The sequence below is a fragment of the Curvibacter sp. T50 genome, from assembly GCF_057219955.1.
In genome coordinates, this window is record NZ_JBXVVU010000001.1 from 377,411 (window position 1) to 396,603 (window position 19,193).

Below are 19,193 nucleotides of genomic sequence, written 5' to 3' on the forward strand. Positions count from 1 at the left end.
TTCGGGCCAGCCAAGGGCGATTTTAGGCCTTTGAGCGTGCCGGTTTCGTGAATATGGTGCATGACACTGATGCTTCCGGCGTGCCGCAAGTCTTATATAAGATAGAATGATTGTGCGGCGCAACATGTCGTTTCAGGTTCTGCGCATTCCATCCAACCGACCAGACATTTGATGGGCTCTCTCACCGCCAGACAGGTCTTTATCCAGGGGATCACGCTGGACGGGCGTACGTTTCGGCCTAGCGATTGGGCTGAGCGGCTGGCGGGTGTCATGAGTCAGTTTCGTCCCGGCGGGGCACGCCCCGGAAGTCATTTGGGTTACTCGCCATGGTGTGTGCCGACGACACTGGGTAGCGTCAAATGCGTGGTGGTGCACAGCGATCTGCAGGCGCATGAGCCAATGGCCTGGGATTTCGTCATGAACTTTGCCAGAGACAACCAGCTTCAGACGGTCGAGGCGTGTCTGGTGCCCGAAAGTTCGCCGCCGGCCTCGGTTTGAAGCGGGCTTGTCGCCCAACCAAAGAAAAAACCGCCGAGAAGGCGGTTTTTCTTTTTTGCTGACAGCGCACCCGTTACAAACGGCGTGGCCGTTTCGGCCACGGGCGATTGAAGCCTGGGGTGATCAGGCTACGGCCAAGGCTTTGACCTTGGCGGAGAGGCGGCTCTTGTCGCGAGCGGCTTTGTTCTTGTGGAAGATGCCCTTGTCGGCGACCGTGTCGACGACCGCCTGCATTTTCCCGAAAAGCTCGGTGGCTTTGGCTTTGTCACCTGCCAGCACGGCTTTTTCCACGTTCTTGACCGCGGTGCGGTAACGTGAACGCAGCGAACTGTTTGCTGCATTGATCTTGACGTCCTGGCGGACGCGTTTGCGGCCCGACGCGAGGCGCGGGTTCTTTTTCTTCGGTTTTCCAGATGCCATTATTCAGATTCCTAGTGTCTGTGGATGTTGTCAGCAAAGCTAAACATTATAGCTTTTCTGATCCGGGACGAACCTGAGCGCCGGGCAGGCTCAAGTAGCGGGCTACACTTGGACGGTGTCACTGCTCAAATCCGCCTCGACCGTTTCGCTCTGGACGCTCGCTTCGCGTGTGACCGGGCTTGCGCGGGAACTCCTGATTGCCTCCGCATTCGGGGCCAGTGCCATGACGGACGCGTTCAACGTCGCGTTTCGGATACCCAATCTGTTTCGGCGGTTTTTTGCCGAAGGCGCGTTCAGCCAGGCGTTTGTGCCGGCTCTGGCGGCAACCCGGGCCGAGCACGGTGACGAGGCAACACGGCAATTGGTCAATCACGTAGCGTCGATCCTGTCGGCGGCTTTGCTGTGTTTGTGTGTGATCGGTGTGGCGGGTGCCCCGGTACTCGTGTGGCTGATGGCCAGTGGACTCAAAACCGACCCGCGTGGCTTCGAGGCTGCGGTGTTCATGACGCGTTGGATGTTTCCCTACATCGCGTTCATGTCCTTGGTGGCGCTGTCTGCCGGAATTCTGAACACCTGGCGTCGATTTGCCGTGCCGGCGGCGACACCAGTCCTGCTGAATCTGGCCATGATTGGTGCGGCATGGCTGGGCGCACCGCTGTTTCTCCGCTGGGGAATCGAGCCCATCTACGCGCTCGCGGCTGGCGTCATGCTGGGCGGGGTACTGCAGCTGGGGCTCCAGATTCCGGCTTTGTTGAAACTGGGCGTATTGCCGCGACCGACGCTGGCTATCGGCGGGCTGCGGGGCGCGGTTGCTGACTCGGGCACACGGCGTGTGCTGTCGCTCATGGCGCCTGCTTTGCTGGGGGTCGGTGTTGCCCAGCTATCGCTGATCGTCAATACCCAGATCGCTTCGCACCTGGCGGCGGGTAGTGTGAGCTGGATTACCTATGCCGACCGGCTGATGGAGTTCCCCACTGCAATGCTGGGGGTTGCCCTTGGGGTGGTCCTGATGCCCCAGTTGGCGGCTGCACGGGCCGCGGCAGATGCCGTCCAATACTCTGACCTGCTGGACTGGGGGTTGCGTCTTGTCGTATTGCTGGCGGCGCCGTGTGCGGTGGCTTTGCTGACGTTTGCAACGCCCTTGGTTTCTACACTGTTTCACTACGGAGCATTTACGGCTCGCGACGTTACCCAGACCGCTCTGGCGCTCAAAGGGTGGGGTGCCGGGCTGCTCGGCCTGATTGCCATCAAGGTTCTGGCGCCGGGATATTTTGCCCAGATGGATACGCGCACCCCTGTGAAAATTGCGCTGGTTGTGCTGGTGCTGACGCAGGTTTTCAACTGGCTGCTGGTGCCTCATCTGCAACATGCCGCGCTGACGCTATCGATTGGCCTGGGGGCATTGATCAACGCCGCCTGGCTGGGCGTGGGCCTTTACCGTCGTGGCAGCTACCAGCCACGGCCCGGCTGGCTGGTTTTCTCCGCACAGGTTTTTGCCGCCTGCGCGTTGTTGACGGTGTTTTTGCTGTGGACCGCGGGCAAATGGGACTGGGTTGGACTGCGCGGGCAGCCATGGCATCGGATCGGCCTGATGGCGGCCGTCGTCGTCGCCGCGATGGCCCTCTATGCGGGTGCGCTGTTGGCTGCAGGCGTGCGGCTGCGGCAGTTCCTGCGCCGCTGAGGGTGTCGCACCCGCCACCGCGGCTGTTGCGACTGGCGCAATGCCGCCCCAGGGGTTGTTTTCGTTCTTTTTGGGTCGTTTTCTGCCGATACCCAGCGTCAAAAGGTCGTTGTACGCTATTAAAATAATAGTATCGGAATGCCGGTCCACCGACGTTTTGGGCGGGTCAATCGATGATCACGGCGTCTCGGCCGGCGCGCGGTTGAATGCTGCCGATCACATGGACCGACTCCCCTTCGGCGCGCAGGGTGGCTGCGCAGTCCTGAGCCGCTTCCGGGTCCACAACAAGGATCATCCCGATACCGTTGTTGAATGTACGGTTCATCTCCCGGTCATCAATGGCGGCCGTGCGTTGCAGCCAGGCAAACAGTTCGCTGCGCGGCCAGCTTCCGTGGCGAAGGTGAGCGGACAGGCCTTCGGGCAGGACTCGTGGGATGTTTTCCAGCAACCCGCCGCCGGTGATGTGCGCCAGCGCCTTGATCGCGGGGGGCGTGCCGCTGACGCGGTTGTGGCGTTCCAACGCCCGCAGAATGGAGCGGACGTACAAGCGGGTCGGCTCCATGATCGCCTGTCGGAACGGCTTGCCGTCGAGCTCCATGGGGCATTTGTCGCCGGCACGTTCGATACAGCGACGCACGAGAGAGAACCCGTTCGAGTGGACGCCACTGGATGACAAGCCCAGCACGACATCACCCGGGCGGACGCCGGCACCCGTAAGGATTTCGGATTTCTCCACCGCGCCCACGGCGAATCCGGCGAGGTCGTATTCGCCCGGCGGGTACATGCCCGGCATTTCGGCCGTTTCCCCGCCGATCAGGGCACATCCCGATAGCTCGCAGCCACGTGCGATACCCCCCACGACGGAGGCAGCGGTGTCAACGTCGAGCTTTCCACAGGCGAAGTAGTCCAGAAAGAACAGCGGCTCGGCACCCTGAACCAGCACATCGTTGACACTCATTGCCACGAGATCGATACCCACGGTGTCGTGCCGGCCCCAGTCGAATGCAAGCTTGAGTTTCGTGCCAACACCGTCAGTTCCACTCACAAGAACCGGTTCGCGGTAGCGTTTGGGTACCTCAAAGAGCGCCCCAAAGCCACCGATGCCGGCCAGAACGCCTTCGCGCATGGTCCGCCGGGCCAGCGGTTTGATGCGTTCCACCAGGGCGTCACCGGCGTCAATATCGACACCGGCGTCTTTGTAGGAGAGGGGATTCAGGGTCATCGTGTAGCCGCAAGCGTGCGGGGTGGCGTGTGTTTTCGGTCCGGCGAAGGGCCGGGCGTCTAGAATTCGTGCCTCATTCTAAGGGTTTGCCCTCGCCCCCACATCAGTCGCATGCAGTTCACCGCCACCCAGAAGCGGGCCTTTGCCTGGCTTGCAATTGCCGCCCTGTGCGGCCTGCTGCTTTGGTGGCTGGGGCCGGTGCTGACGCCTTTTGTGGTGGCTGCCGTACTGGCCTATGCACTCAACCCCGTGGTCAACTGGATCGATGGGGTATTGGGGGGCAGAATGCCGCGGGTTGTCGGGGTGCTGCTGGTCGAGACCCTGTTTCTGCTGGCGCTGACAGGCTTGCTTCTGATGCTGGTGCCTATACTGGCCAAAGAGATACCGCTGATGCGCGAACAGGTGCCGCTCCTTCTGGATCGGATGAATGCAGCGCTACAGCCGGCGCTGGCCCAAATGGGTATCGGCTTCGCCCTGGACGTGGACAGCCTCAAGGCGTTTGTTCTGAAGTACCTCAACGCCAATGTCGAGGATGCCCTTGGCTCGGTTCTTACTTCGCTGAAACTCGGCGGCAGCGTGGCGCTTGCCATTGTTGGCAATGCGGTGCTGATTCCGGTGGTCCTGTTTTACCTTTTGCTTGATTGGGACGCCTTCGTCCGACGAATCGTGGAACTGGTGCCCCCTGCAGTTCGGCCTGCCTACGACAGCTTCATGGACGAGGCTGACGCTGTGCTCGGGCAGTACTTGCGCGGCCAACTGCTCGTGATGCTGGTGCTTGCGGTCTACTACAGCCTCTTTCTCGCGCTGTTCGGTTTGGATCTGTCCTTGCCGATCGGTGTGTTTACCGGTCTGGCGATATTCGTACCTTATGTGGGCTTCGGTATTGGACTGGTCCTTGCCTTTTTGTCGGGTCTGTTGCAGTTCGCCGCAGTCAAGGCGGTGCTGATGGTGGCCGTTGTCTATGGTCTGGGGCAAGTCATGGAAAGTCTGTACCTGACCCCGCGCCTTCTGGGTGACCGTATCGGACTGCACCCGCTGGCGGTGATTTTCATGCTCCTCGCTTTCGGTCAGCTGTTCGGTTTCGTCGGTGTCCTCATCGCATTGCCGGTCAGCGCCGTATTGCTGGTTGCCTTGCGCCGGCTGGAGTCGACCTATCGCGCCAGCCCACTTTACCGGGGCCGCAGCAGCGGATGAGTGGACATTCCATGAAGCAGCTCATACTGGACATCGGCCTGGGCGTGGAGTCGACCCTGAACAGCTTCGCACCGGGCGAAAATGAAGCCGTTCTTGCCCACTTGCGTTTATGGGTCGGCAGTCCGACCCGATCACCTGTTCCAACCTACCTGTGGGGTGGATCGGGCAGCGGAAAAACGCACCTGCTGAAAGCCGTTCGTCACGCATTGACCGACCGCGGAGTGCGGGTAGGCTGGTTGGATGCGACCGCGTCGGACGCCGGAGAGTTCGATGATTCGTGGGGTGCTGTCATGATGGACGATGTCGATCGTCTGGATTCCACCGGGCAGCAGGTGGCATTCAACTGGTTTGTCAATGCGTTGTCGCCGTCTTCGGGAGAAGCCCGTTGGGTGTTGGCCTGTGGCGCGATGCCACCGGCCGATCTGGCCTTGCGCGACGATCTTCGTTCCCGGCTGGGCTGGGGCCATGTTTTCCAGTTGCATCCCCCTTCGGAGTCGGAGCGTCGGGCGGTATTGCGAAAAGCCGCCGATGCCCGCGGGATGTTTCTTGCGGACGAGGTTATCGACTACATACTGGGTCGGTTTCCCCGGGATCTCGGCAGTTTGATGGCGCTGCTGGATCGGCTCGATCGCTTCGCACTGCAAAACAAGCGTAACGTGACCCTGCCCTTGCTCAGGGCGATGCTGGAGAGTGAATGAATCTGGTTTTGTTTGACCTGGATTACACCTTGCTCCCGATTGATTCAGACCACTCATGGGGAGAATTCACAACCCGAATCGGCTGGACTGACCCGGTCGAGTTTCGCCGCATGAACGACGAATTCTTCGCGCAGTACCAGGCCGGGGTGCTGGATGTTCATGAGTACATACGGTTCGCTACCGGACCGATCCGGAGTCGGGGCGCTCAGGCCGCTGCACGGGCTCATGAGGCGTTCATGCGGGAGGTCATTTTTCCGGCCATCAAGCCGCAGGCACTCGAACTGGTGCAGTCTCATCGCAACGCGGGCGATGAACTGGTGATCGTGACGGCGACCAACGAGTTCATTACGCGGCCGATTGCGGATGCTTTCGGCGTCGATCATCTGATTGCGGTGGAACTGGAGCGGGACCCAAGCGGCTGGTTCACCGGGGAGATCCAGGGCATTGCATCGTTTCGGGGTGGCAAAGTCGACCGGGTTGGGCAGTGGCTGGCTCAACGTGGGCTCGGCTGGTCAGACGTTTCCAGCACTTTTTACTCCGACTCCACCAATGATCTGCCTTTGCTTGAGAAGGTTGACACCGCGGTGGCCACCAATCCGGCGCCCGCGCTGCGCGAAATAGCTCAGGCTCGGGGATGGCGGGTCCTGGATCTATTTGGCAATTGAAGCAGCGTTCTCCGACGCGGCCTCTGCCGCCAACGCGCTGCGAGAATGGGCGGTATCGAAAGAACACATGATCAAAAAACTCATCGACAAGCTGCTCGGCAAGCCCTCAGGGCGGTCTCGTAAGCCTGATTTCGGGCGCCGTGTCGAAATACCGCCGAGCGTTCACCGGATCAATCCCGAACTGGTTGACGAACGTGCGGTTACGGTCACTCGTACATTGCGCCAGGCAGGGTATGAGGCCTATGTCGTCGGTGGGGCCGTTCGGGACCTGTTGCTCGGACTTCGCCCGAAAGACTTCGATGTCGCAACCAACGCAACACCGGAGCAGGTCAAGTCTTTGTTTAGGCGAGCGTTCATCATCGGGCGGCGCTTTCGGATTGTTCATGTCGTTTTCGGCCGCGGGCGCGACCATGAGGTGATTGAAGTTTCCACCTTCCGGGCCTATATGGACGCGGCCGCCGCCGAAGCAGTGACTGGAAACGAGAAAACGGGCAAACAAGCACTGGCCGGCATGCAGCATGCCGTCGACACCTCCGGGCGGGTGCTTCGTGACAATGTCTGGGGCCCTCAGGATGAAGATGCGACACGACGGGACTTCACCGTCAACGCGCTCTACTACGAGCCAGAGTCGCAGATCCTGGTGGATTACCACCGGGGTATCGATGATTCGGCGGGCAGGCTTTTGCGTCTGATCGGTGACCCGGTCGCCCGGTACCGGGAGGATCCGGTGCGCATCTTGCGGGCAGTCCGGTTCGCTGCGAAGCTGGCGCCGCTCGGCTTCCGACTGGAGCCGCGATCGGCCAAGCCGCTGGTCTCCATGCGCGGCCTCCTGTCCGACGTGCCGCAAAGCCGCTTGTTTGACGAAATGCTCAAGCTCCTTCAAACCGGCCATGGTGTCGGCAGTGTGGCGCAGTTGCAGGCACTCGGACTGGGGCAGGGCGTGTACCCTTTGCTCGATCTGATTGTGGAGCGCTCAGCGCATCCGTTTATCGCGGCAGCGCTGTCCGACACCGACCGGCGGGTCGGCGAGAGCAAACCCGTTGCCCCGAGTTTTCTGCTCGCGTGTGTGCTCTGGCCGGACGTTCAGACGGGCTGGCAGCAACGGATTTCTGCGGGCGAACACACCCACCCGGCCATGCAATCGGCGATTGATGTCGTCTTTGACGAACGTATCGGCGATGTCAGTGGACGCGGCAGACTCGGTGCCGACATGCGGGAAATCTGGATGATGCAGTTGCGCTTTGACCGGCGAATCGGCACAACGCCGTACAGCTTGGTCGAGCAGCCACGTTTTCGGGCTGGCTTCGACTTTCTGCGTTTGCGCGCGGACGTCGGTGAGGTTGATGTTGCCCTGGCCGACTGGTGGCAGGAATTCAGCGTCGGCGATGACTCAGTGCGCGAAGACTTGATCCAGCAGATTCGGGATTCGAACGGACGCAAGCCCCGCCGGGTTCGCGATACGCGAGGCGGCTCCGGCGAAACGAAGGCCCGCGAGGCGGGTTCTTCGCCACTTGCCGACGAAATGCCTTCGCGCTTGCCCATGTCTTCTGAAATAGGATCCGAACCAGAAGGCGCAACGCCCGTCCGTAGACGTCGGCGCAGGCGCCGTCGTACGGGAGGCGATCCTTCCGTACCGCCGGAGGGATCCTGATCGGTCGTCCCGGGTGCGCGAATCCTGTCGACGCGTACGTCGGGCTGGGTTCCAATCTGGGCGATTCGATAGGCCAATTGCGCGCCGCACTGGATGAACTGCGCCGACTGCCGTTGTCACGGCTGGTGAGGCATTCGGGGTTCTATCGTACGGCGCCAGTTGACGCCGGCGGCCCTGATTTTGTGAATGCCGTTGCGCTGCTGGAAACCGGTCTTGCTGCCCCTGACCTTCTGCGGCATCTTCAGTCCGTTGAGCAAAAGGCGGGGCGCGTGCGGCCTTACCCGAACGCGCCGCGCACTCTGGATCTGGATTTGCTGGTCTACGGATCGGCGACTATTCAGAGTCCGTCACTCACCGTTCCCCATCCTCGCATGAATGCTCGCGCTTTTGTGTTGGTGCCGATGGCTGAAATTGCGCCAGATCGGGTCGCGCCGGATGCCCTCCTTGCAGTCGAGGCGCAGACCATCCAGCGTCTCCTCTGAGCGAACCAGTACAGGTTTTGCCGGCGCCGGGGTCTGCCAACGCGACGCCTGGCGGTTCCGGCGCGGCTCAGACATTCTCTGGGCGTCGGTTTCCTCCGACACGCCCGCTACTGTGAAATCCTGCGGGCTTCCTCAATCTGGTATTCGAAGTACCGTTGGAACCCGTAGACGATGCTGCCCATCAGGATGGTGGTCCCGATAAGAAGCGATGCGACGATCGCACCCACGGTGAGCCAGCTGGTGTTTCCCGCCGGTGCATCCGCAGCCGCTGTCGGGTTGAAACGGCGGTTCCAACCTTCGCTTGTCATGAGACCGTAGATGATTGCATTCAGCGCGCAACCCGCGATCACAAAGCCGAGCAGGGGAATCAGTATCCAGCTGAGCTGATCGTCCAGGCCGAACTGCTGCACACGGGTGACGCCATAAAGGCCAAGCGCGGTAGGAATCGGAAGTAGCCAGCCAATGAGGTCGGACAGTCCGAACAGATAGAAACGATGTAGGCCGAGCGGACCGCCGAAAAAGGTCAACCAGGCTGCAATGGTCTTGCTTTTCATGATGTTCAAGCCCCCGGAGGTGTGGAGTCGCCCGGGCCAAGTGCCTTCTCCATCAGCACCACATCAAGCCAGCGATCGAATTTCCAGCCGCAGGCGCGCAGGACACCGACGTCACGGAAGCCAACCGTTCGGTGAACTCCGATCGAGCCGGCATTTGACGAATCTCCGATCACAGCAATGAGTTTGCGAATGCCTGCGCGTTGAGCCTGAGCGCACAACTCAGCCAGTAGCAGGCGACCCAGACCTTTCCCGTTGACGTTCGGGGCAAGATAGATGGAATCTTCTGCGGAATACCGATAGGCCGGTCGCGGCTTGAACCAGTTGCAGTAGGCATAGCCAACGACCTGTCCTGCGTCTTCCGCGACCAGCCATGGCAGTCCTTTGGAAAGTACATCTTCGCGGCGGGTCCGCATGTCGATGAGCGAGGGTGGATCAATTTCGAAGGTCCCGGTACCGTGGCAGACATGGTGGGCGTAGATTTCGGTGATCGCCGGCACATCGCCGTCACCGCTGGGTCGAATCATCAGCATAGATTGGGGGGTTATAATGCTCGGTTTTCAGTGTGTCGCTGGCCGGGTGGCCATGTCGCGTGTCTCAAACGCTGAGAAAAACTCACTTCCACCCACAGGATAAATCATGGTTGTCATTCGTCTCGCTCGTGGCGGCGCCAAAGGCCGTCCCTTCTTCAATATTGTCGTGGCCGACAAACGAGTCCGTCGCGACGGGCGTTTCATCGAGCGTATCGGTTTCTACAATCCGACGGCAGTCGAAGGGGAAGAAGGCCTTCGCATTGCACAGGATCGCCTGACGTACTGGCGCGGTGTCGGCGCCCAGCCTTCTCCCACGGTAGAACGTCTCATCAAGCAAGCCGCTGCCAAGGCAGCCTGATCCGCTTGGCTGAGCCGGTCGATTTTCACCGCCCCGCCGAAATGCCGGCGGATGCGGTGGAGGTGGGGCGAATTCTGGACGCTTGGGGCGTCAAAGGCTGGTTCAAGGTTCAAGCCCACAGCGCCTCTGCAGAGGCGCTTTTTTCGTCCCGCCGCTGGTTCTTGCGGGCTTCAGAGCGTGGGTCTCCGGCGTTTGCAGGTGCCCGCGAAATGGTGATTGCGCAGGTGCGTGAGCACGGTGGCAATCTGGTGGCCAGTTCAGAGGCAATTGCCGAACGAGGAGCCGCCGAGGCTTTGCGAGGATGCCGAATCTTCATCTCCCGTTCTGCGTTTCCCAAGCCAGGTCCGGATGAGTTCTATTGGATTGACCTGATAGGACTTGCGGTCGTCAACCGCGAAGGCGTTTGCCTGGGCGAAGTCAAGGATTTGCTCGCCACGGGCCCCCAAACCGTGCTGGTCCTCCATGCGGCGGAAAACGGTCAAATGATGGAGCGCTTGATTCCCTTTGTTTCGGCCTATGTCGATTCGGTGGATCTGACGGGGCGTCGGATCGTCGTGGATTGGCAACCCGATTTCTGAACGTGCCTGGTCAGAGCGCCTTCCCGACCCACTTCCGCAGAGTCCTCGATGCGTTTTGACGTCCTGACCTTGTTTCCAGAAATGTGGGAACCATTTCTACGCTGCGGCGTAACCCGCCGGGCGTACGAGTCCCGTTCGGTCGACGTGCGGCTGTGGAATCCGAGGGACTTCGCTGAAGGACCTTATCGGCGCATTGATGACCGCCCGTTTGGCGGCGGGCCGGGAATGGTCATGTTGGCTGAGCCGCTGTACTTGTGCCTGGAGCGCGTCCGTGCCGATCGGACAGATTCTGCTCCGGTGGTGCTTTTTTCTCCGGCCGGTGACGTGCTCCGTCATGCCGAGGTGGCGCGTTGGGCGCACAGCCGAGGGGCCATTTTGCTGTGCGGACGGTACGAGGGAATAGACCAACGGTTCATTGATCGCTTTGTCGACGTGCAGGTCAGCCTGGGCGACTTCGTTCTTTCGGGAGGAGAGTTGGCTGCGATGGCGCTCATTGATGCGGTCGCACGTTTGCAGCCGGGCGTGCTCGGTGACGAGAACAGTCACGCGCAAGACAGTTTCAACCCTGCGGTCGACGGCTTGCTCGATTGCCCCCATTTCACACGGCCAGAGCGTTGGCGCGAGGCATGTGTGCCGGCGGTTTTGCTGTCGGGTCACCACGAGCAGATCGCGGTATGGCGCCGACAGCAACGACTGTTGCTGACGCATTCGCGAAGACCTGAACTGATTGAGGCCGCGCGAGCGGCGGGGCGGCTCAGCGCAGGGGATGAGCGCTATCTCCAAGGCCTTGGGTAGCCATCCAGCCCTTTCGGGGCTTGTTATAATGCAAGGCTTTGCGATCCTCTGCCGGCCGCGGCAATTCCAGGAACAGCCATGAATGGCTGCTTCGCCGCCCCTAGCGTAGCGCGTGCATGATCGATTGAGGACCCCATGAATCTGATCCAGACCCTTGAACAGGAAGAGATTGCCCGCCTTGGCAAGAGCATTCCTGAATTCTCGCCCGGTGACACCGTCATCGTGAGCGTCAATGTCGTTGAAGGCAACCGCAAGCGGGTGCAGGCCTACGAAGGCGTGGTGATTGCCAAGCGCAATCGCGGCCTCAACAGCGGCTTTACCGTTCGGAAAATCTCCAACGGCGAAGGTGTGGAACGTACGTTTCAGACGTACAGCCCCCTGATTGCCAGCATTGAAGTCAAGCGGCGCGGCGATGTCCGCCGCGCCAAGCTCTACTACCTGCGCGATCGTAGTGGCAAGTCGGCCCGTATCAAGGAAAAGCTCCCCCAGCGAAGCAAGCCCGCACAGGCCTGATTCCTTGCCCAGCATCGGGTTGAAGCCGCCAGTCGCAATGCGCCTGGCGGCTTTTTTCTTTGCCTGATGCGGCCTACCGCAGAACCTCCATGGAACACAGAGCAGTCCGTCATTTGCCATCGTTTGACCCCAAGGCGGTCCCGGTTGTCGGGGTCGACCGCCATTTGCCGACCGTTCCGGCCTGGGCTTTGACGGAAGATGCGCTTCGGCAACGATTTGCAGGACCGCCTCCATGGAGTCCGGAGTTCGTGCGTGAGCGGCCCTTCTCCGACCGGGCGCCCGCGGAAGCCGCGGTCCTCATCCCAATCGTCCTGGCCAGAGATGGCAAAGGGCTGCCGAATGTGCTGTTGACTGAAAGAACCACCCATCTGTCCAGCCATTCCGGGCAAATAGCCTTTCCGGGCGGCAAGGTCGATGAAACCGACGCCAGCATGGCCGATGCGGCTTTGCGCGAGGCTTGGGAGGAGGTTGGTCTTGCTGCCGAATTTGTCGACGTTCTGGGTACCTTGCCGGTCTACCAAACCGGCTCCGCTTACCTTGTCACCCCGGTGGTCGCACTGGTGCGGGAGGGATTTGCGCTCAGGCCGAATCCGCATGAAGTATCTTCGGTGTTTGAGATCCCCTTGGATTTTCTGATGAATCCATCGAACCATCGCCATCACGTGGTCGAATGGCAGGGTGATCGGCGCGAATGGCTATCGATTCCCTATGAGCAACGTCTTCCCGGTGGCGAGAGGGTGGAGCGGTTCGTCTGGGGTGCGACCGCCGGGATGCTGCGAAACCTGTACCGCTTTCTTGTGGCATGACGGGCGCCGGCCGAAGCTTCGAATCCAGGGTCGCTATCATTCCCCAATGAGTTTTTTCGCAATTCTGTTTGCGTTGCTGATCGAGCAGATTCGTCCCGTTGGACGGGGCAATCTGATCCATGGGGTCGTTCGTCGCTGGGTGGCCGTCGCGACGCGCAATTTCGATACAGGCAGTCGTTCCCACGGTTGGTTTGTCATGGCGCTCGCCGTCGGAGGTCCCACCGCGGTGGCAGCGGGCGTGCATTGGCTGCTGCTTGCTGCGATCGGGTGGCCCGCTGCCATGCTGTGGACCACCGTGTTGCTGTACTACACGCTGGGGTTTCGTCACTTCAGTCACCATTTCACTGGCCTTCGGGACGCCTTGCTTTCCGGGGATGAAGGATTGGCCCGCCAGTTGCTCGCTCGGTGGCAACGAGTGGATGTGTCGCAGTTGCCCCGCAACGAAATCGTTCGCCATGTCATTCGGTATTCCGTGCTCGCCGCCCATCGACACGTGTTCGGTGTGCTTGCCTGCTATGCCTGTCTGGCATTGCTGGGGTTCGGGCCGGCGGGTGCCGTTTTATATCGTGTGGCCGAATTTGCTCCACGCTATTGGAAGCATCGGGCGCGGCAGGCCGGCCAGGCTGTCAGTGACGGTCTGCGCACGGCGGCAGCACAGTTTTGGCATGTTCTTGACTGGCTTCCGGCCCGATTTACCGCCCTGGGGTTTGCCGTGGTGGGCAGTTTCGAAGACGCCATTGACGCCTGGCGTGCGCATAGCGCTGCAGAGCCACAGGACACCGACGGCCTGATCATTGCAGCAACGTCGGGGGCGCTGGGCATCGCTCTGGCTGGCCAGCCGCTGGCGCCATTGACCGAGACGGGGCCTTTCGACATGTCCCGCCTGGCGGCGACGGTCCCGGATCGGGCGCTTCGTGAGCCGGTAACGGAGCACCTGGCTCAGGTGGTGGGGTTGGTCTGGCGAACTGTCGTGATGTGGATGGTTCTACTGGGCATCCTGACATTGGGAAGTCTGCTCGGATAAAGCGATCAGACCTCCGCTGTCAATAACGTGGGCGGGCCAGCTCAGCAAACAGTTCGGCGTAGATCCGGTAGCGGCGTGCATCAAGATGACGATTGCTACCCTCGGGGCCGGGGTCATCCAGTGCCGCCCGCACGCCACAACCGGGTTCATGAAGGTGCGTGCAGTTGTAGTAGCGGCATTGGGATGCCAGCGCATGGACATCCGGCATCAGACCCGCGAGCGCCGTCGGATCGATATGCTGCAGCCCGAATTCCTGAAAGCCGGGGGAGTCGATGAGTGCCGTGCTCCGCCCGGAATCGATCCAGTACCAGGTCGTGCTGGTGGTGGTGTGCTTGCCCGAGTTGAGCGCGTGCGAAATTTCGGCGGTCAGTGCCCCCGCAGCGGGCACAAGGCGGTTGATCAATGTGCTCTTGCCGACACCGGAAGGGCCCAGCACAAGAGTGACCTTTCTATCAATGCGGGGTGCCAGCTCCGCCATTCCGGCGTCGTCTGTGGACAGCACGGACATGGGGATCACTGCGTACCCGATCTCGCGGTAGGGCGCAAGGCGGTTCCAGGCCAGCTCGAACGGCTCCGCCAGGTCCCGCTTGTTCAGGACAATGATCGGCTGGATGTTTTGGGCTTCGGCTGCAACCAGTGCCCGGGCCAGTTGCATCTCGGAGAACACAGGCCGTGCGGCCAGCAAAATGATGACCTGATCGAGATTTGCTGCGAATGACTTGGTTCGCACTTCGTCTTGCCGGTAGAAAAGGTTGCGCCTGGGCTCAATGGACTCGATCGTCCCTTCATCGTGTGTGGCTTGCCAAAGCACGCGGTCGCCGACAACGACCAGGTTCTTTTTCCCCCGTGGGTGGCAGACAACGCGGTGTCCGCTCGGCGTTTCGACCAGGCAATGGCGACCATACGCGGCTACCACCAGGCCGGTCTCCCGTGGGTCTGACACGAACATCGCCTGACGGTCGCCACGGCTCATGACGGTTCAGCGTTCAGAAGCCGGTCGGTCTGGCGAGCGCATTCGAAGTCCAGCTGCGAAAGTCCCGGCGGCTCATGGGTCCACCAGCGCACGGTGCAGATGGCTCCGTCGATACGTGCTTGCGGATGATGATCGAGACGGTTTGCCAGCGTCTCCAGGGCGCGCAGGAACGCTTCCGCCTGGGCTTCGGCGGCAAAAACCACCGCCCGCTGCAATGCCGGAAATTCCATTGAACGGTCGAGCTGCCACAAGGGCGCAGTCGGCAATAGCGATTCTATTTCTATAGCGTCAAGTGACCTTTTCACGCTGGGTATTGGCTCTTTTCGCGTCACAACCGTCCCTTCAGGCGCGTAGGCGGGCCAGTCGCTCCGCGGCGGGCGGATGCGAATAGTAAAAGCGCACGTACCACGGATCCGGTGTCAAGGTTGAGGCGTTGTCCTGGTAGAGCTTGAGCAAAGCGCTGCCCAAGTCGGCTCCGCTGGTGTGGGTGACGGCGAAAGCGTCGGCCTCGAATTCATGGCGGCGCGAAAGCGCAGAAAAAATCGGACTGACAAAGAACGTGAAAACCGGCGCTGCCATGAGGAACAGAAGCAAAGCGAGCGCGTCATTGGGCGTTCCGTTCAGATTGGGCGTGACACCCAGCCCCGTGTAAAACCACACTTGGGTCGAAAGCCACCCCAGCAAGGCCAGACCCAGCAAACTGCTGACAAACGCGGCGGCGATGCGCTGCGGGATATGGCGCCTGCGAAAGTGGCCCAACTCGTGCGCCAGCACGGCATCAACCTCGGCGGGTGACAGCTGTTGCAACAAGGTGTCAAAGAAGACTACCCGGCGGGCCGCGCCGAAACCGGTGAAATAGGCGTTGGCATGGGCGCTACGGCGGCTTCCATCCATGACGTAGAAGCCACTGGCCTTGAAGCCACAGCGGGCCATCAGCGCGGTCACGCGGGCCCGCAGACTCTCATCGTCGAGGGGCTGGAAGCGGTTGAACAGTGGCGCGATGAAGGTCGGGTAGACCACCAGCAACACCAGGTTGAACGTCATCCAGACCAGCCAGGTCCATAGCCACCAGGCGCTGCCGGCTGCGTTCATCAACCAGAGTACCAGGGCGAGAAGGGGCAGGCCCAAACCGGCGCCGAGCAACGCTCCCTTGAGCTGGTCGCTGACCCACAGGGCGAACGGAGTCCGGTTGAATCCGTACCGCTGTTCCAGAACAAAGGTCTGATACAGGCTGGCCGGCAACCCGATCAGAGCGGAAATCAGGGCGAAAGCGGCCACCAGGGCGATCTGGCGGGACAGGCCCGACCAGCCGCTCAGCAGCATCTGTAGCAATTGATTGAGCAGGTCAAGACCACCCAGCAGTGTCCAGGCAACCAATACCGCAGTACCCAAGAGGGTTTCCACCAGACCGAATCGAAGTTTCGCCAGGGTGTAGTCGGCGGCCTTCTGATGGGCTTGCAGCGTCACGCGCCCGGCAAAGGGTGCCGGAACCGCGGCGCGGTGGTGCGCGACATGCCGAACCTGGCGTGTGTTGAGCCACAGTTGTGCAAACAGACCCGCCAGCAAAAAGAACACAAAAACCAGAGTGGTCAGCAGGGAAGGAGACAGGGATTCGGACATGGGTGGCGAGTGTAGGCTCAAAGCTGGAGACCAGCCCTGGATAAACGACAATTCCCGGCATGAACGAAACAAGTACTTCCGTTGCCCCGGTCTTGGCCAAATCCGACCTCAATCTGGTCTGGATTGACTGTGAAATGACCGGTCTGGACCCCGAAAAAGAACGTCTCATCGAAATCGCTGTCGTTGTGACAGGTCCTGACCTGGAGCCGCGGGTGGAAGGCCCGGTGCTGGTGATACACCAGCCCGAGTCCATTCTCAACGCGATGGACGCATGGAACAAGGGCACCCACGGCCGCAGCGGACTGATCGACAAGGTTCGAGCCTCTACCGTGACCGAGGCCGAAGCGGAGGCCCGGATTCTGGAGTTTCTGAAGCCTCTGGTGCCCAAGGGCACCTCACCGCTGTGCGGCAACAGCATAGGGCAGGATCGGCGCTTCCTGGTGCGCTATATGCCCAAACTGGAGGCCTTTCTTCATTACCGAAATGTTGACGTCAGCACTCTTAAGGAGCTTGCCCGACGCTGGCGCCCTGACGTGTTCAGCGCGTTCAAGAAACATCAGAAGCACACCGCGTTGGCCGATGTGCAGGAATCGATCGAGGAACTGGTCCATTACCGGGCGCAGTTTCTGCGGGTTTCGGGCCCGGCGACAGAAGACGGCCCGGGTTAACCCGCAGGAAAAATCGCTTTGTGCGATAATGCAAGGCTGCACCGGGTAACCTGTGCTTCGTACATCGCCCCTCACACTGTTGACTCACCGATAAGAGTCACTCGACTGGGCAGGCCCATCGGCCTTGCCAGCAGCACCGAGCTCCGTTTGATGGTTGATGTTTTTTAACCATTGACGGAGTCCCCGCAGACTATGCGGGCCCGTGCCTGGGGTTTTCTACCATGACCGACACGCTTGCCGTGCAGGGCGACTTTGCGCCTGCCGATATTTCTTCCCTTCCCGCTGGCACCTTGCCCATGGCGCCAGCAGCGCCGAACGGTTTTGTGCGCCTGGGCCTTGCGCCCGAACTGGTTCGGGCCGTTGCCGATCTGGGCTATACCGCACCGACCGCTGTGCAGGAGCGCACGATTCCGTTGGCCCTGCCGTCCGACGACGGCGATCACCATGGGTACAACGACCTCATGGTGTCCAGCCAGACGGGCAGCGGGAAAACCGCCGCCTTTCTGCTGCCCATGCTGCACACCTTGATCTGCCAGCTGGCCCAAGAGGAAGCCAGCGAGCGCGCCGAATTCGAGCGGCTGACGGCGGACGCCTTGGCGCGTGGCGAAGCCGCGCCCAAGAGGCCGCGCCGCAAGGACCCGACCAACCCGCGCCATTTCAAAGCCGCCACACCGGGCGCGCTGGTGCTGTGCCCCACGCGCGAGCTGGCGCAGCAGGTGGCGCACGACGCCATCGAACTGGTCAAACACTGCCGTGGCCTGCGCATCGCCAACATCGTGGGCGGCATGCCGTACCAGTTGCAGATTGCCAAGCTGCAGAACGCCAATCTGGTCGTGGCCACACCGGGCCGATTGCTGGACCTGCAGCGCTCGATGCAGATCAAGCTGGACCAGGTTCGATTTCTCGTCGTGGACGAGGCCGACCGCATGCTCGACCTGGGCTTTTCGGACGATCTGGCCGAAATCAACCAGCTCACCAGCCAGCGCCAGCAGACCATGATGTTCAGCGCAACATTCGCGCCGCGCATCCAGCAACTGGCCATGCGCGTCATGCACGACAACGGTTCGGCGGTGAAGAAAGTGCAGATCGACTCGCCGCAGGAGAAACACGCCAACATCAAGCAGGTGCTGTTCTGGGCCGACAACGCAGCGCACAAACGCAAGATGCTGGACCACTGGCTGCGCGATGCCTCGATTGATCAGGCGATTGTGTTTGCCAGCACCCAGATCGAGTGCGATGGCCTGGCCAGCGACCTGCAGCAAGAAGGCTTCTCTGCCGTGGCCCTGCATGGCGCCCTCAGCCAGGGCCTGCGCAATCGCCGCCTGATGGCGCTTCGTAATGGCCAGGTACAGATCCTGGTGGCCACCGATGTTGCGGCGCGCGGGATTGACGTACCGACGATCACCCATGTGTTCAACTTCGGCCTGCCGATGAAGGCGGAGGATTACACCCATCGCATTGGGCGCACCGGACGGGCGGGTCGCGACGGCCTGGCAGTCTCGTTTGCCGAGTTTCGCGACCGGCGTCGGGTCTTTGACATCGAAACCTTCACCCACCAGCACTTCAAGGCCGAAGTCATTCCGGGCTTGGAGCCGACGCAGCGCTTTCCCGCCTCTGCACCGGCCGGCCGCTTTGGCAAGTCGGGATTCGAAGGCCGGGGACAGCGTGCCAGCGCACCACGCGACAAGCGCCCGCGTCCGGATAGCGAGCGCTTTGCCCGCGGCCCGCGTCAGGTAGGCGCCGACGGCTTTCGCTCCGATTCGGGTTTTGAAGGCCAGCCAGACCGCCGCCGTGAGCATGCTGCCGGGGGGCGCAGTGATGGCTTCGCCCCGCGCAGCGGCGATTGGGGTACTCGCAAGCCGGCACATGGTCGTCCTGCGCCGGCCAAGGCTGGGCACACCGGCAAGCCCTTCACGCCACGCAGCGAAGGCCAGGCACGGACCAACCACGGCGCCAAGGTACTCAAGATCACCCGCGGCTGATCGGTTTTGAACCATCGCGGGACCGGCAGGGCGCTGGTTGCCATCGGCGCCGGTGGCAGGCGGCCTGCAAGGGCCGCTGCTTTGGCTTTCTGACCCCTTTCGCGACTGCCGCCCCATCGCGAGCAAAAAGAAAAAGGCCCTGCAAAAATTTGCAGGGCCTTTTTGTTTTTTTGGCTCCCCGACCTGGGCTCGAACCAGGGACCTACGGATTAACAGTCCGGCGCTCTACCGACTGAGCTATCGGGGAACAAGCCTTGGATTATAGAGCGATTTTCGGCACT

22 protein-coding genes and 1 tRNA gene are annotated in these 19,193 nt (G+C 61.3%); 15 read left to right on the plus strand and 8 right to left on the minus strand.

Annotated elements, in window-relative coordinates:
- Positions 1–171: 171 nt before the first annotated feature.
- Complete coding sequence (locus tag AC2EBU_RS01740; protein WP_484608664.1) at positions 172–498, plus strand: DUF3579 domain-containing protein; 327 nt, start codon at positions 172–174, stop codon at positions 496–498.
- A 123-nt stretch (positions 499–621) separates the two neighbouring features.
- Here AC2EBU_RS01740 and rpsT read toward each other — a convergent pair whose 3' ends face one another.
- Positions 622–918 carry a 30S ribosomal protein S20 gene (gene rpsT / locus AC2EBU_RS01745; RefSeq protein WP_484608665.1) on the minus strand — a complete coding sequence of 99 codons (297 nt, stop codon included), beginning with the start codon at positions 916–918 and terminating at the stop codon, positions 622–624.
- Positions 919–1,033: 115 nt separating this feature from the next.
- Between rpsT and murJ the strand changes: the two genes are divergently transcribed.
- Positions 1,034–2,599: a murein biosynthesis integral membrane protein MurJ gene (gene murJ, locus AC2EBU_RS01750; RefSeq protein WP_484608666.1), complete on the plus strand. Its 1,566-nt coding sequence runs from the start codon at positions 1,034–1,036 to the stop codon at positions 2,597–2,599.
- A gap of 166 nt (positions 2,600–2,765) precedes the next feature.
- On the opposite strand, the gene purM is transcribed toward murJ, so the two are convergent.
- Positions 2,766–3,821: a phosphoribosylformylglycinamidine cyclo-ligase gene (purM, locus tag AC2EBU_RS01755; protein WP_484608667.1), complete on the minus strand. Its 1,056-nt coding sequence runs from the start codon at positions 3,819–3,821 to the stop codon at positions 2,766–2,768.
- A 111-nt stretch (positions 3,822–3,932) separates the two neighbouring features.
- Here purM and AC2EBU_RS01760 point away from each other — a divergent pair, with 111 nt between their 5' ends.
- From AC2EBU_RS01760 to folK, 5 genes are all read left to right on the plus strand, one after another.
- The gene (locus AC2EBU_RS01760; RefSeq protein ID WP_484608668.1) at positions 3,933–5,015 is read left to right on the plus strand and encodes an AI-2E family transporter; all 1,083 of its coding nucleotides are present in this window, start codon (positions 3,933–3,935) and stop codon (positions 5,013–5,015) included.
- A gap of 11 nt (positions 5,016–5,026) precedes the next feature.
- Positions 5,027–5,713: a DnaA regulatory inactivator Hda gene (gene hda, locus AC2EBU_RS01765; RefSeq protein WP_484608669.1), complete on the plus strand. Its 687-nt coding sequence runs from the start codon at positions 5,027–5,029 to the stop codon at positions 5,711–5,713.
- Positions 5,710–6,378, plus strand: coding sequence for an HAD family hydrolase (locus AC2EBU_RS01770; protein WP_484608670.1), 669 nt, complete (start codon positions 5,710–5,712; stop codon positions 6,376–6,378). The genes hda and AC2EBU_RS01770 overlap by 4 nt, the downstream gene beginning before the upstream one ends.
- Before the next feature lie 67 nt (positions 6,379–6,445).
- The gene (gene pcnB / locus AC2EBU_RS01775; protein WP_484608671.1) at positions 6,446–8,029 is read left to right on the plus strand and encodes a polynucleotide adenylyltransferase PcnB; all 1,584 of its coding nucleotides are present in this window, start codon (positions 6,446–6,448) and stop codon (positions 8,027–8,029) included.
- 44 nt (positions 8,030–8,073) lie between these two features.
- A complete protein-coding gene (gene folK / locus AC2EBU_RS01780) occupies positions 8,074–8,511 on the plus strand; it encodes a 2-amino-4-hydroxy-6-hydroxymethyldihydropteridine diphosphokinase (protein WP_484610094.1) in 438 nt (145 codons plus the stop codon).
- Between the two features lie 107 nt (positions 8,512–8,618).
- Here the strand turns inward: folK and AC2EBU_RS01785 are convergent, their stop codons facing one another.
- Together AC2EBU_RS01785 and AC2EBU_RS01790 are read right to left on the minus strand one after the other, a co-directional pair.
- Complete coding sequence (locus AC2EBU_RS01785; protein ID WP_484608672.1) at positions 8,619–9,065, minus strand: TM2 domain-containing protein; 447 nt, start codon at positions 9,063–9,065, stop codon at positions 8,619–8,621.
- Positions 9,066–9,070: 5 nt separating this feature from the next.
- On the minus strand, positions 9,071–9,595 hold the full coding sequence (locus tag AC2EBU_RS01790) for a GNAT family N-acetyltransferase (RefSeq protein ID WP_484608673.1): 525 nt from the start codon (positions 9,593–9,595) through the stop codon (positions 9,071–9,073).
- Between the two features lie 106 nt (positions 9,596–9,701).
- Between AC2EBU_RS01790 and rpsP the strand changes: the two genes are divergently transcribed.
- From rpsP to AC2EBU_RS01820, 6 genes are all read left to right on the plus strand, one after another.
- Positions 9,702–9,953 carry a 30S ribosomal protein S16 gene (gene rpsP / locus AC2EBU_RS01795; protein WP_484608674.1) on the plus strand — a complete coding sequence of 84 codons (252 nt, stop codon included), beginning with the start codon at positions 9,702–9,704 and terminating at the stop codon, positions 9,951–9,953.
- A 41-nt stretch (positions 9,954–9,994) separates the two neighbouring features.
- Complete coding sequence (gene rimM / locus AC2EBU_RS01800) at positions 9,995–10,531, plus strand: ribosome maturation factor RimM (RefSeq protein ID WP_484608675.1); 537 nt, start codon at positions 9,995–9,997, stop codon at positions 10,529–10,531.
- A 48-nt stretch (positions 10,532–10,579) separates the two neighbouring features.
- A complete protein-coding gene (gene trmD, locus AC2EBU_RS01805; protein WP_484608676.1) occupies positions 10,580–11,326 on the plus strand; it encodes a tRNA (guanosine(37)-N1)-methyltransferase TrmD in 747 nt (248 codons plus the stop codon).
- A 135-nt stretch (positions 11,327–11,461) separates the two neighbouring features.
- Entirely contained in the window at positions 11,462–11,839 is a 378-nt protein-coding gene (gene rplS / locus AC2EBU_RS01810) for a 50S ribosomal protein L19 (protein ID WP_484608677.1), read from the plus strand.
- An 89-nt stretch (positions 11,840–11,928) separates the two neighbouring features.
- Positions 11,929–12,645: a CoA pyrophosphatase gene (locus tag AC2EBU_RS01815; protein ID WP_484608678.1), complete on the plus strand. Its 717-nt coding sequence runs from the start codon at positions 11,929–11,931 to the stop codon at positions 12,643–12,645.
- 46 nt (positions 12,646–12,691) lie between these two features.
- Positions 12,692–13,669 carry a cobalamin biosynthesis protein gene (locus tag AC2EBU_RS01820; protein ID WP_484608679.1) on the plus strand — a complete coding sequence of 326 codons (978 nt, stop codon included), beginning with the start codon at positions 12,692–12,694 and terminating at the stop codon, positions 13,667–13,669.
- Between the two features lie 19 nt (positions 13,670–13,688).
- On the opposite strand, the gene rsgA is transcribed toward AC2EBU_RS01820, so the two are convergent.
- Genes rsgA through AC2EBU_RS01835 form a run of 3 tightly spaced genes read right to left on the minus strand, consistent with a single transcriptional unit; the run spans position 13,689 to position 16,262 of the window.
- On the minus strand, positions 13,689–14,642 hold the full coding sequence (gene rsgA / locus AC2EBU_RS01825) for a ribosome small subunit-dependent GTPase A (protein ID WP_484608680.1): 954 nt from the start codon (positions 14,640–14,642) through the stop codon (positions 13,689–13,691).
- Positions 14,639–14,974: a 4a-hydroxytetrahydrobiopterin dehydratase gene (locus AC2EBU_RS01830; RefSeq protein ID WP_484608681.1), complete on the minus strand. Its 336-nt coding sequence runs from the start codon at positions 14,972–14,974 to the stop codon at positions 14,639–14,641. Before AC2EBU_RS01830 ends, rsgA begins: the two co-directional genes overlap by 4 nt.
- A 10-nt stretch (positions 14,975–14,984) precedes the next feature.
- Positions 14,985–16,262 carry a M48 family metallopeptidase gene (locus AC2EBU_RS01835; RefSeq protein WP_484608682.1) on the minus strand — a complete coding sequence of 426 codons (1,278 nt, stop codon included), beginning with the start codon at positions 16,260–16,262 and terminating at the stop codon, positions 14,985–14,987.
- Between the two features lie 59 nt (positions 16,263–16,321).
- Here AC2EBU_RS01835 and orn point away from each other — a divergent pair, with 59 nt between their 5' ends.
- Complete coding sequence (orn, locus tag AC2EBU_RS01840) at positions 16,322–16,930, plus strand: oligoribonuclease (RefSeq protein ID WP_484608683.1); 609 nt, start codon at positions 16,322–16,324, stop codon at positions 16,928–16,930.
- 221 nt (positions 16,931–17,151) lie between these two features.
- Complete coding sequence (locus tag AC2EBU_RS01845) at positions 17,152–18,912, plus strand: DEAD/DEAH box helicase (RefSeq protein WP_484608684.1); 1,761 nt, start codon at positions 17,152–17,154, stop codon at positions 18,910–18,912.
- Positions 18,913–19,083: 171 nt separating this feature from the next.
- Here AC2EBU_RS01845 and AC2EBU_RS01850 read toward each other — a convergent pair.
- A tRNA-Asn gene (locus AC2EBU_RS01850) sits at positions 19,084–19,159 on the minus strand.
- Positions 19,160–19,193: the final 34 nt, after the last annotated feature.

What these genes read in the sequence shown, in the direction of transcription:
- AC2EBU_RS01740 (WP_484608664.1), top strand. Translation starts at nt 172, where the DNA reads ATGGGCTCTCTCACCGCCAGACAGGTCTTTATCCAGGGGATCACGCTG.
- rpsT (WP_484608665.1), bottom strand. Translation starts at nt 918, where the DNA reads ATGGCATCTGGAAAACCGAAGAAAAAGAACCCGCGCCTCGCGTCGGGC.
- purM (WP_484608667.1), bottom strand. Translation starts at nt 3,821, where the DNA reads ATGACCCTGAATCCCCTCTCCTACAAAGACGCCGGTGTCGATATTGAC.
- AC2EBU_RS01760 (WP_484608668.1), top strand. Translation starts at nt 3,933, where the DNA reads ATGCAGTTCACCGCCACCCAGAAGCGGGCCTTTGCCTGGCTTGCAATT.
- hda (WP_484608669.1), top strand. Translation starts at nt 5,027, where the DNA reads ATGAAGCAGCTCATACTGGACATCGGCCTGGGCGTGGAGTCGACCCTG.
- AC2EBU_RS01770 (WP_484608670.1), top strand. Translation starts at nt 5,710, where the DNA reads ATGAATCTGGTTTTGTTTGACCTGGATTACACCTTGCTCCCGATTGAT.
- pcnB (WP_484608671.1), top strand. Translation starts at nt 6,446, where the DNA reads ATGATCAAAAAACTCATCGACAAGCTGCTCGGCAAGCCCTCAGGGCGG.
- AC2EBU_RS01785 (WP_484608672.1), bottom strand. Translation starts at nt 9,065, where the DNA reads ATGAAAAGCAAGACCATTGCAGCCTGGTTGACCTTTTTCGGCGGTCCG.
- AC2EBU_RS01790 (WP_484608673.1), bottom strand. Translation starts at nt 9,595, where the DNA reads ATGCTGATGATTCGACCCAGCGGTGACGGCGATGTGCCGGCGATCACC.
- rpsP (WP_484608674.1), top strand. Translation starts at nt 9,702, where the DNA reads ATGGTTGTCATTCGTCTCGCTCGTGGCGGCGCCAAAGGCCGTCCCTTC.
- rimM (WP_484608675.1), top strand. Translation starts at nt 9,995, where the DNA reads ATGCCGGCGGATGCGGTGGAGGTGGGGCGAATTCTGGACGCTTGGGGC.
- trmD (WP_484608676.1), top strand. Translation starts at nt 10,580, where the DNA reads ATGCGTTTTGACGTCCTGACCTTGTTTCCAGAAATGTGGGAACCATTT.
- rplS (WP_484608677.1), top strand. Translation starts at nt 11,462, where the DNA reads ATGAATCTGATCCAGACCCTTGAACAGGAAGAGATTGCCCGCCTTGGC.
- AC2EBU_RS01815 (WP_484608678.1), top strand. Translation starts at nt 11,929, where the DNA reads ATGGAACACAGAGCAGTCCGTCATTTGCCATCGTTTGACCCCAAGGCG.
- AC2EBU_RS01820 (WP_484608679.1), top strand. Translation starts at nt 12,692, where the DNA reads ATGAGTTTTTTCGCAATTCTGTTTGCGTTGCTGATCGAGCAGATTCGT.
- rsgA (WP_484608680.1), bottom strand. Translation starts at nt 14,642, where the DNA reads ATGAGCCGTGGCGACCGTCAGGCGATGTTCGTGTCAGACCCACGGGAG.
- AC2EBU_RS01835 (WP_484608682.1), bottom strand. Translation starts at nt 16,262, where the DNA reads ATGTCCGAATCCCTGTCTCCTTCCCTGCTGACCACTCTGGTTTTTGTG.
- orn (WP_484608683.1), top strand. Translation starts at nt 16,322, where the DNA reads ATGAACGAAACAAGTACTTCCGTTGCCCCGGTCTTGGCCAAATCCGAC.
- AC2EBU_RS01845 (WP_484608684.1), top strand. Translation starts at nt 17,152, where the DNA reads ATGACCGACACGCTTGCCGTGCAGGGCGACTTTGCGCCTGCCGATATT.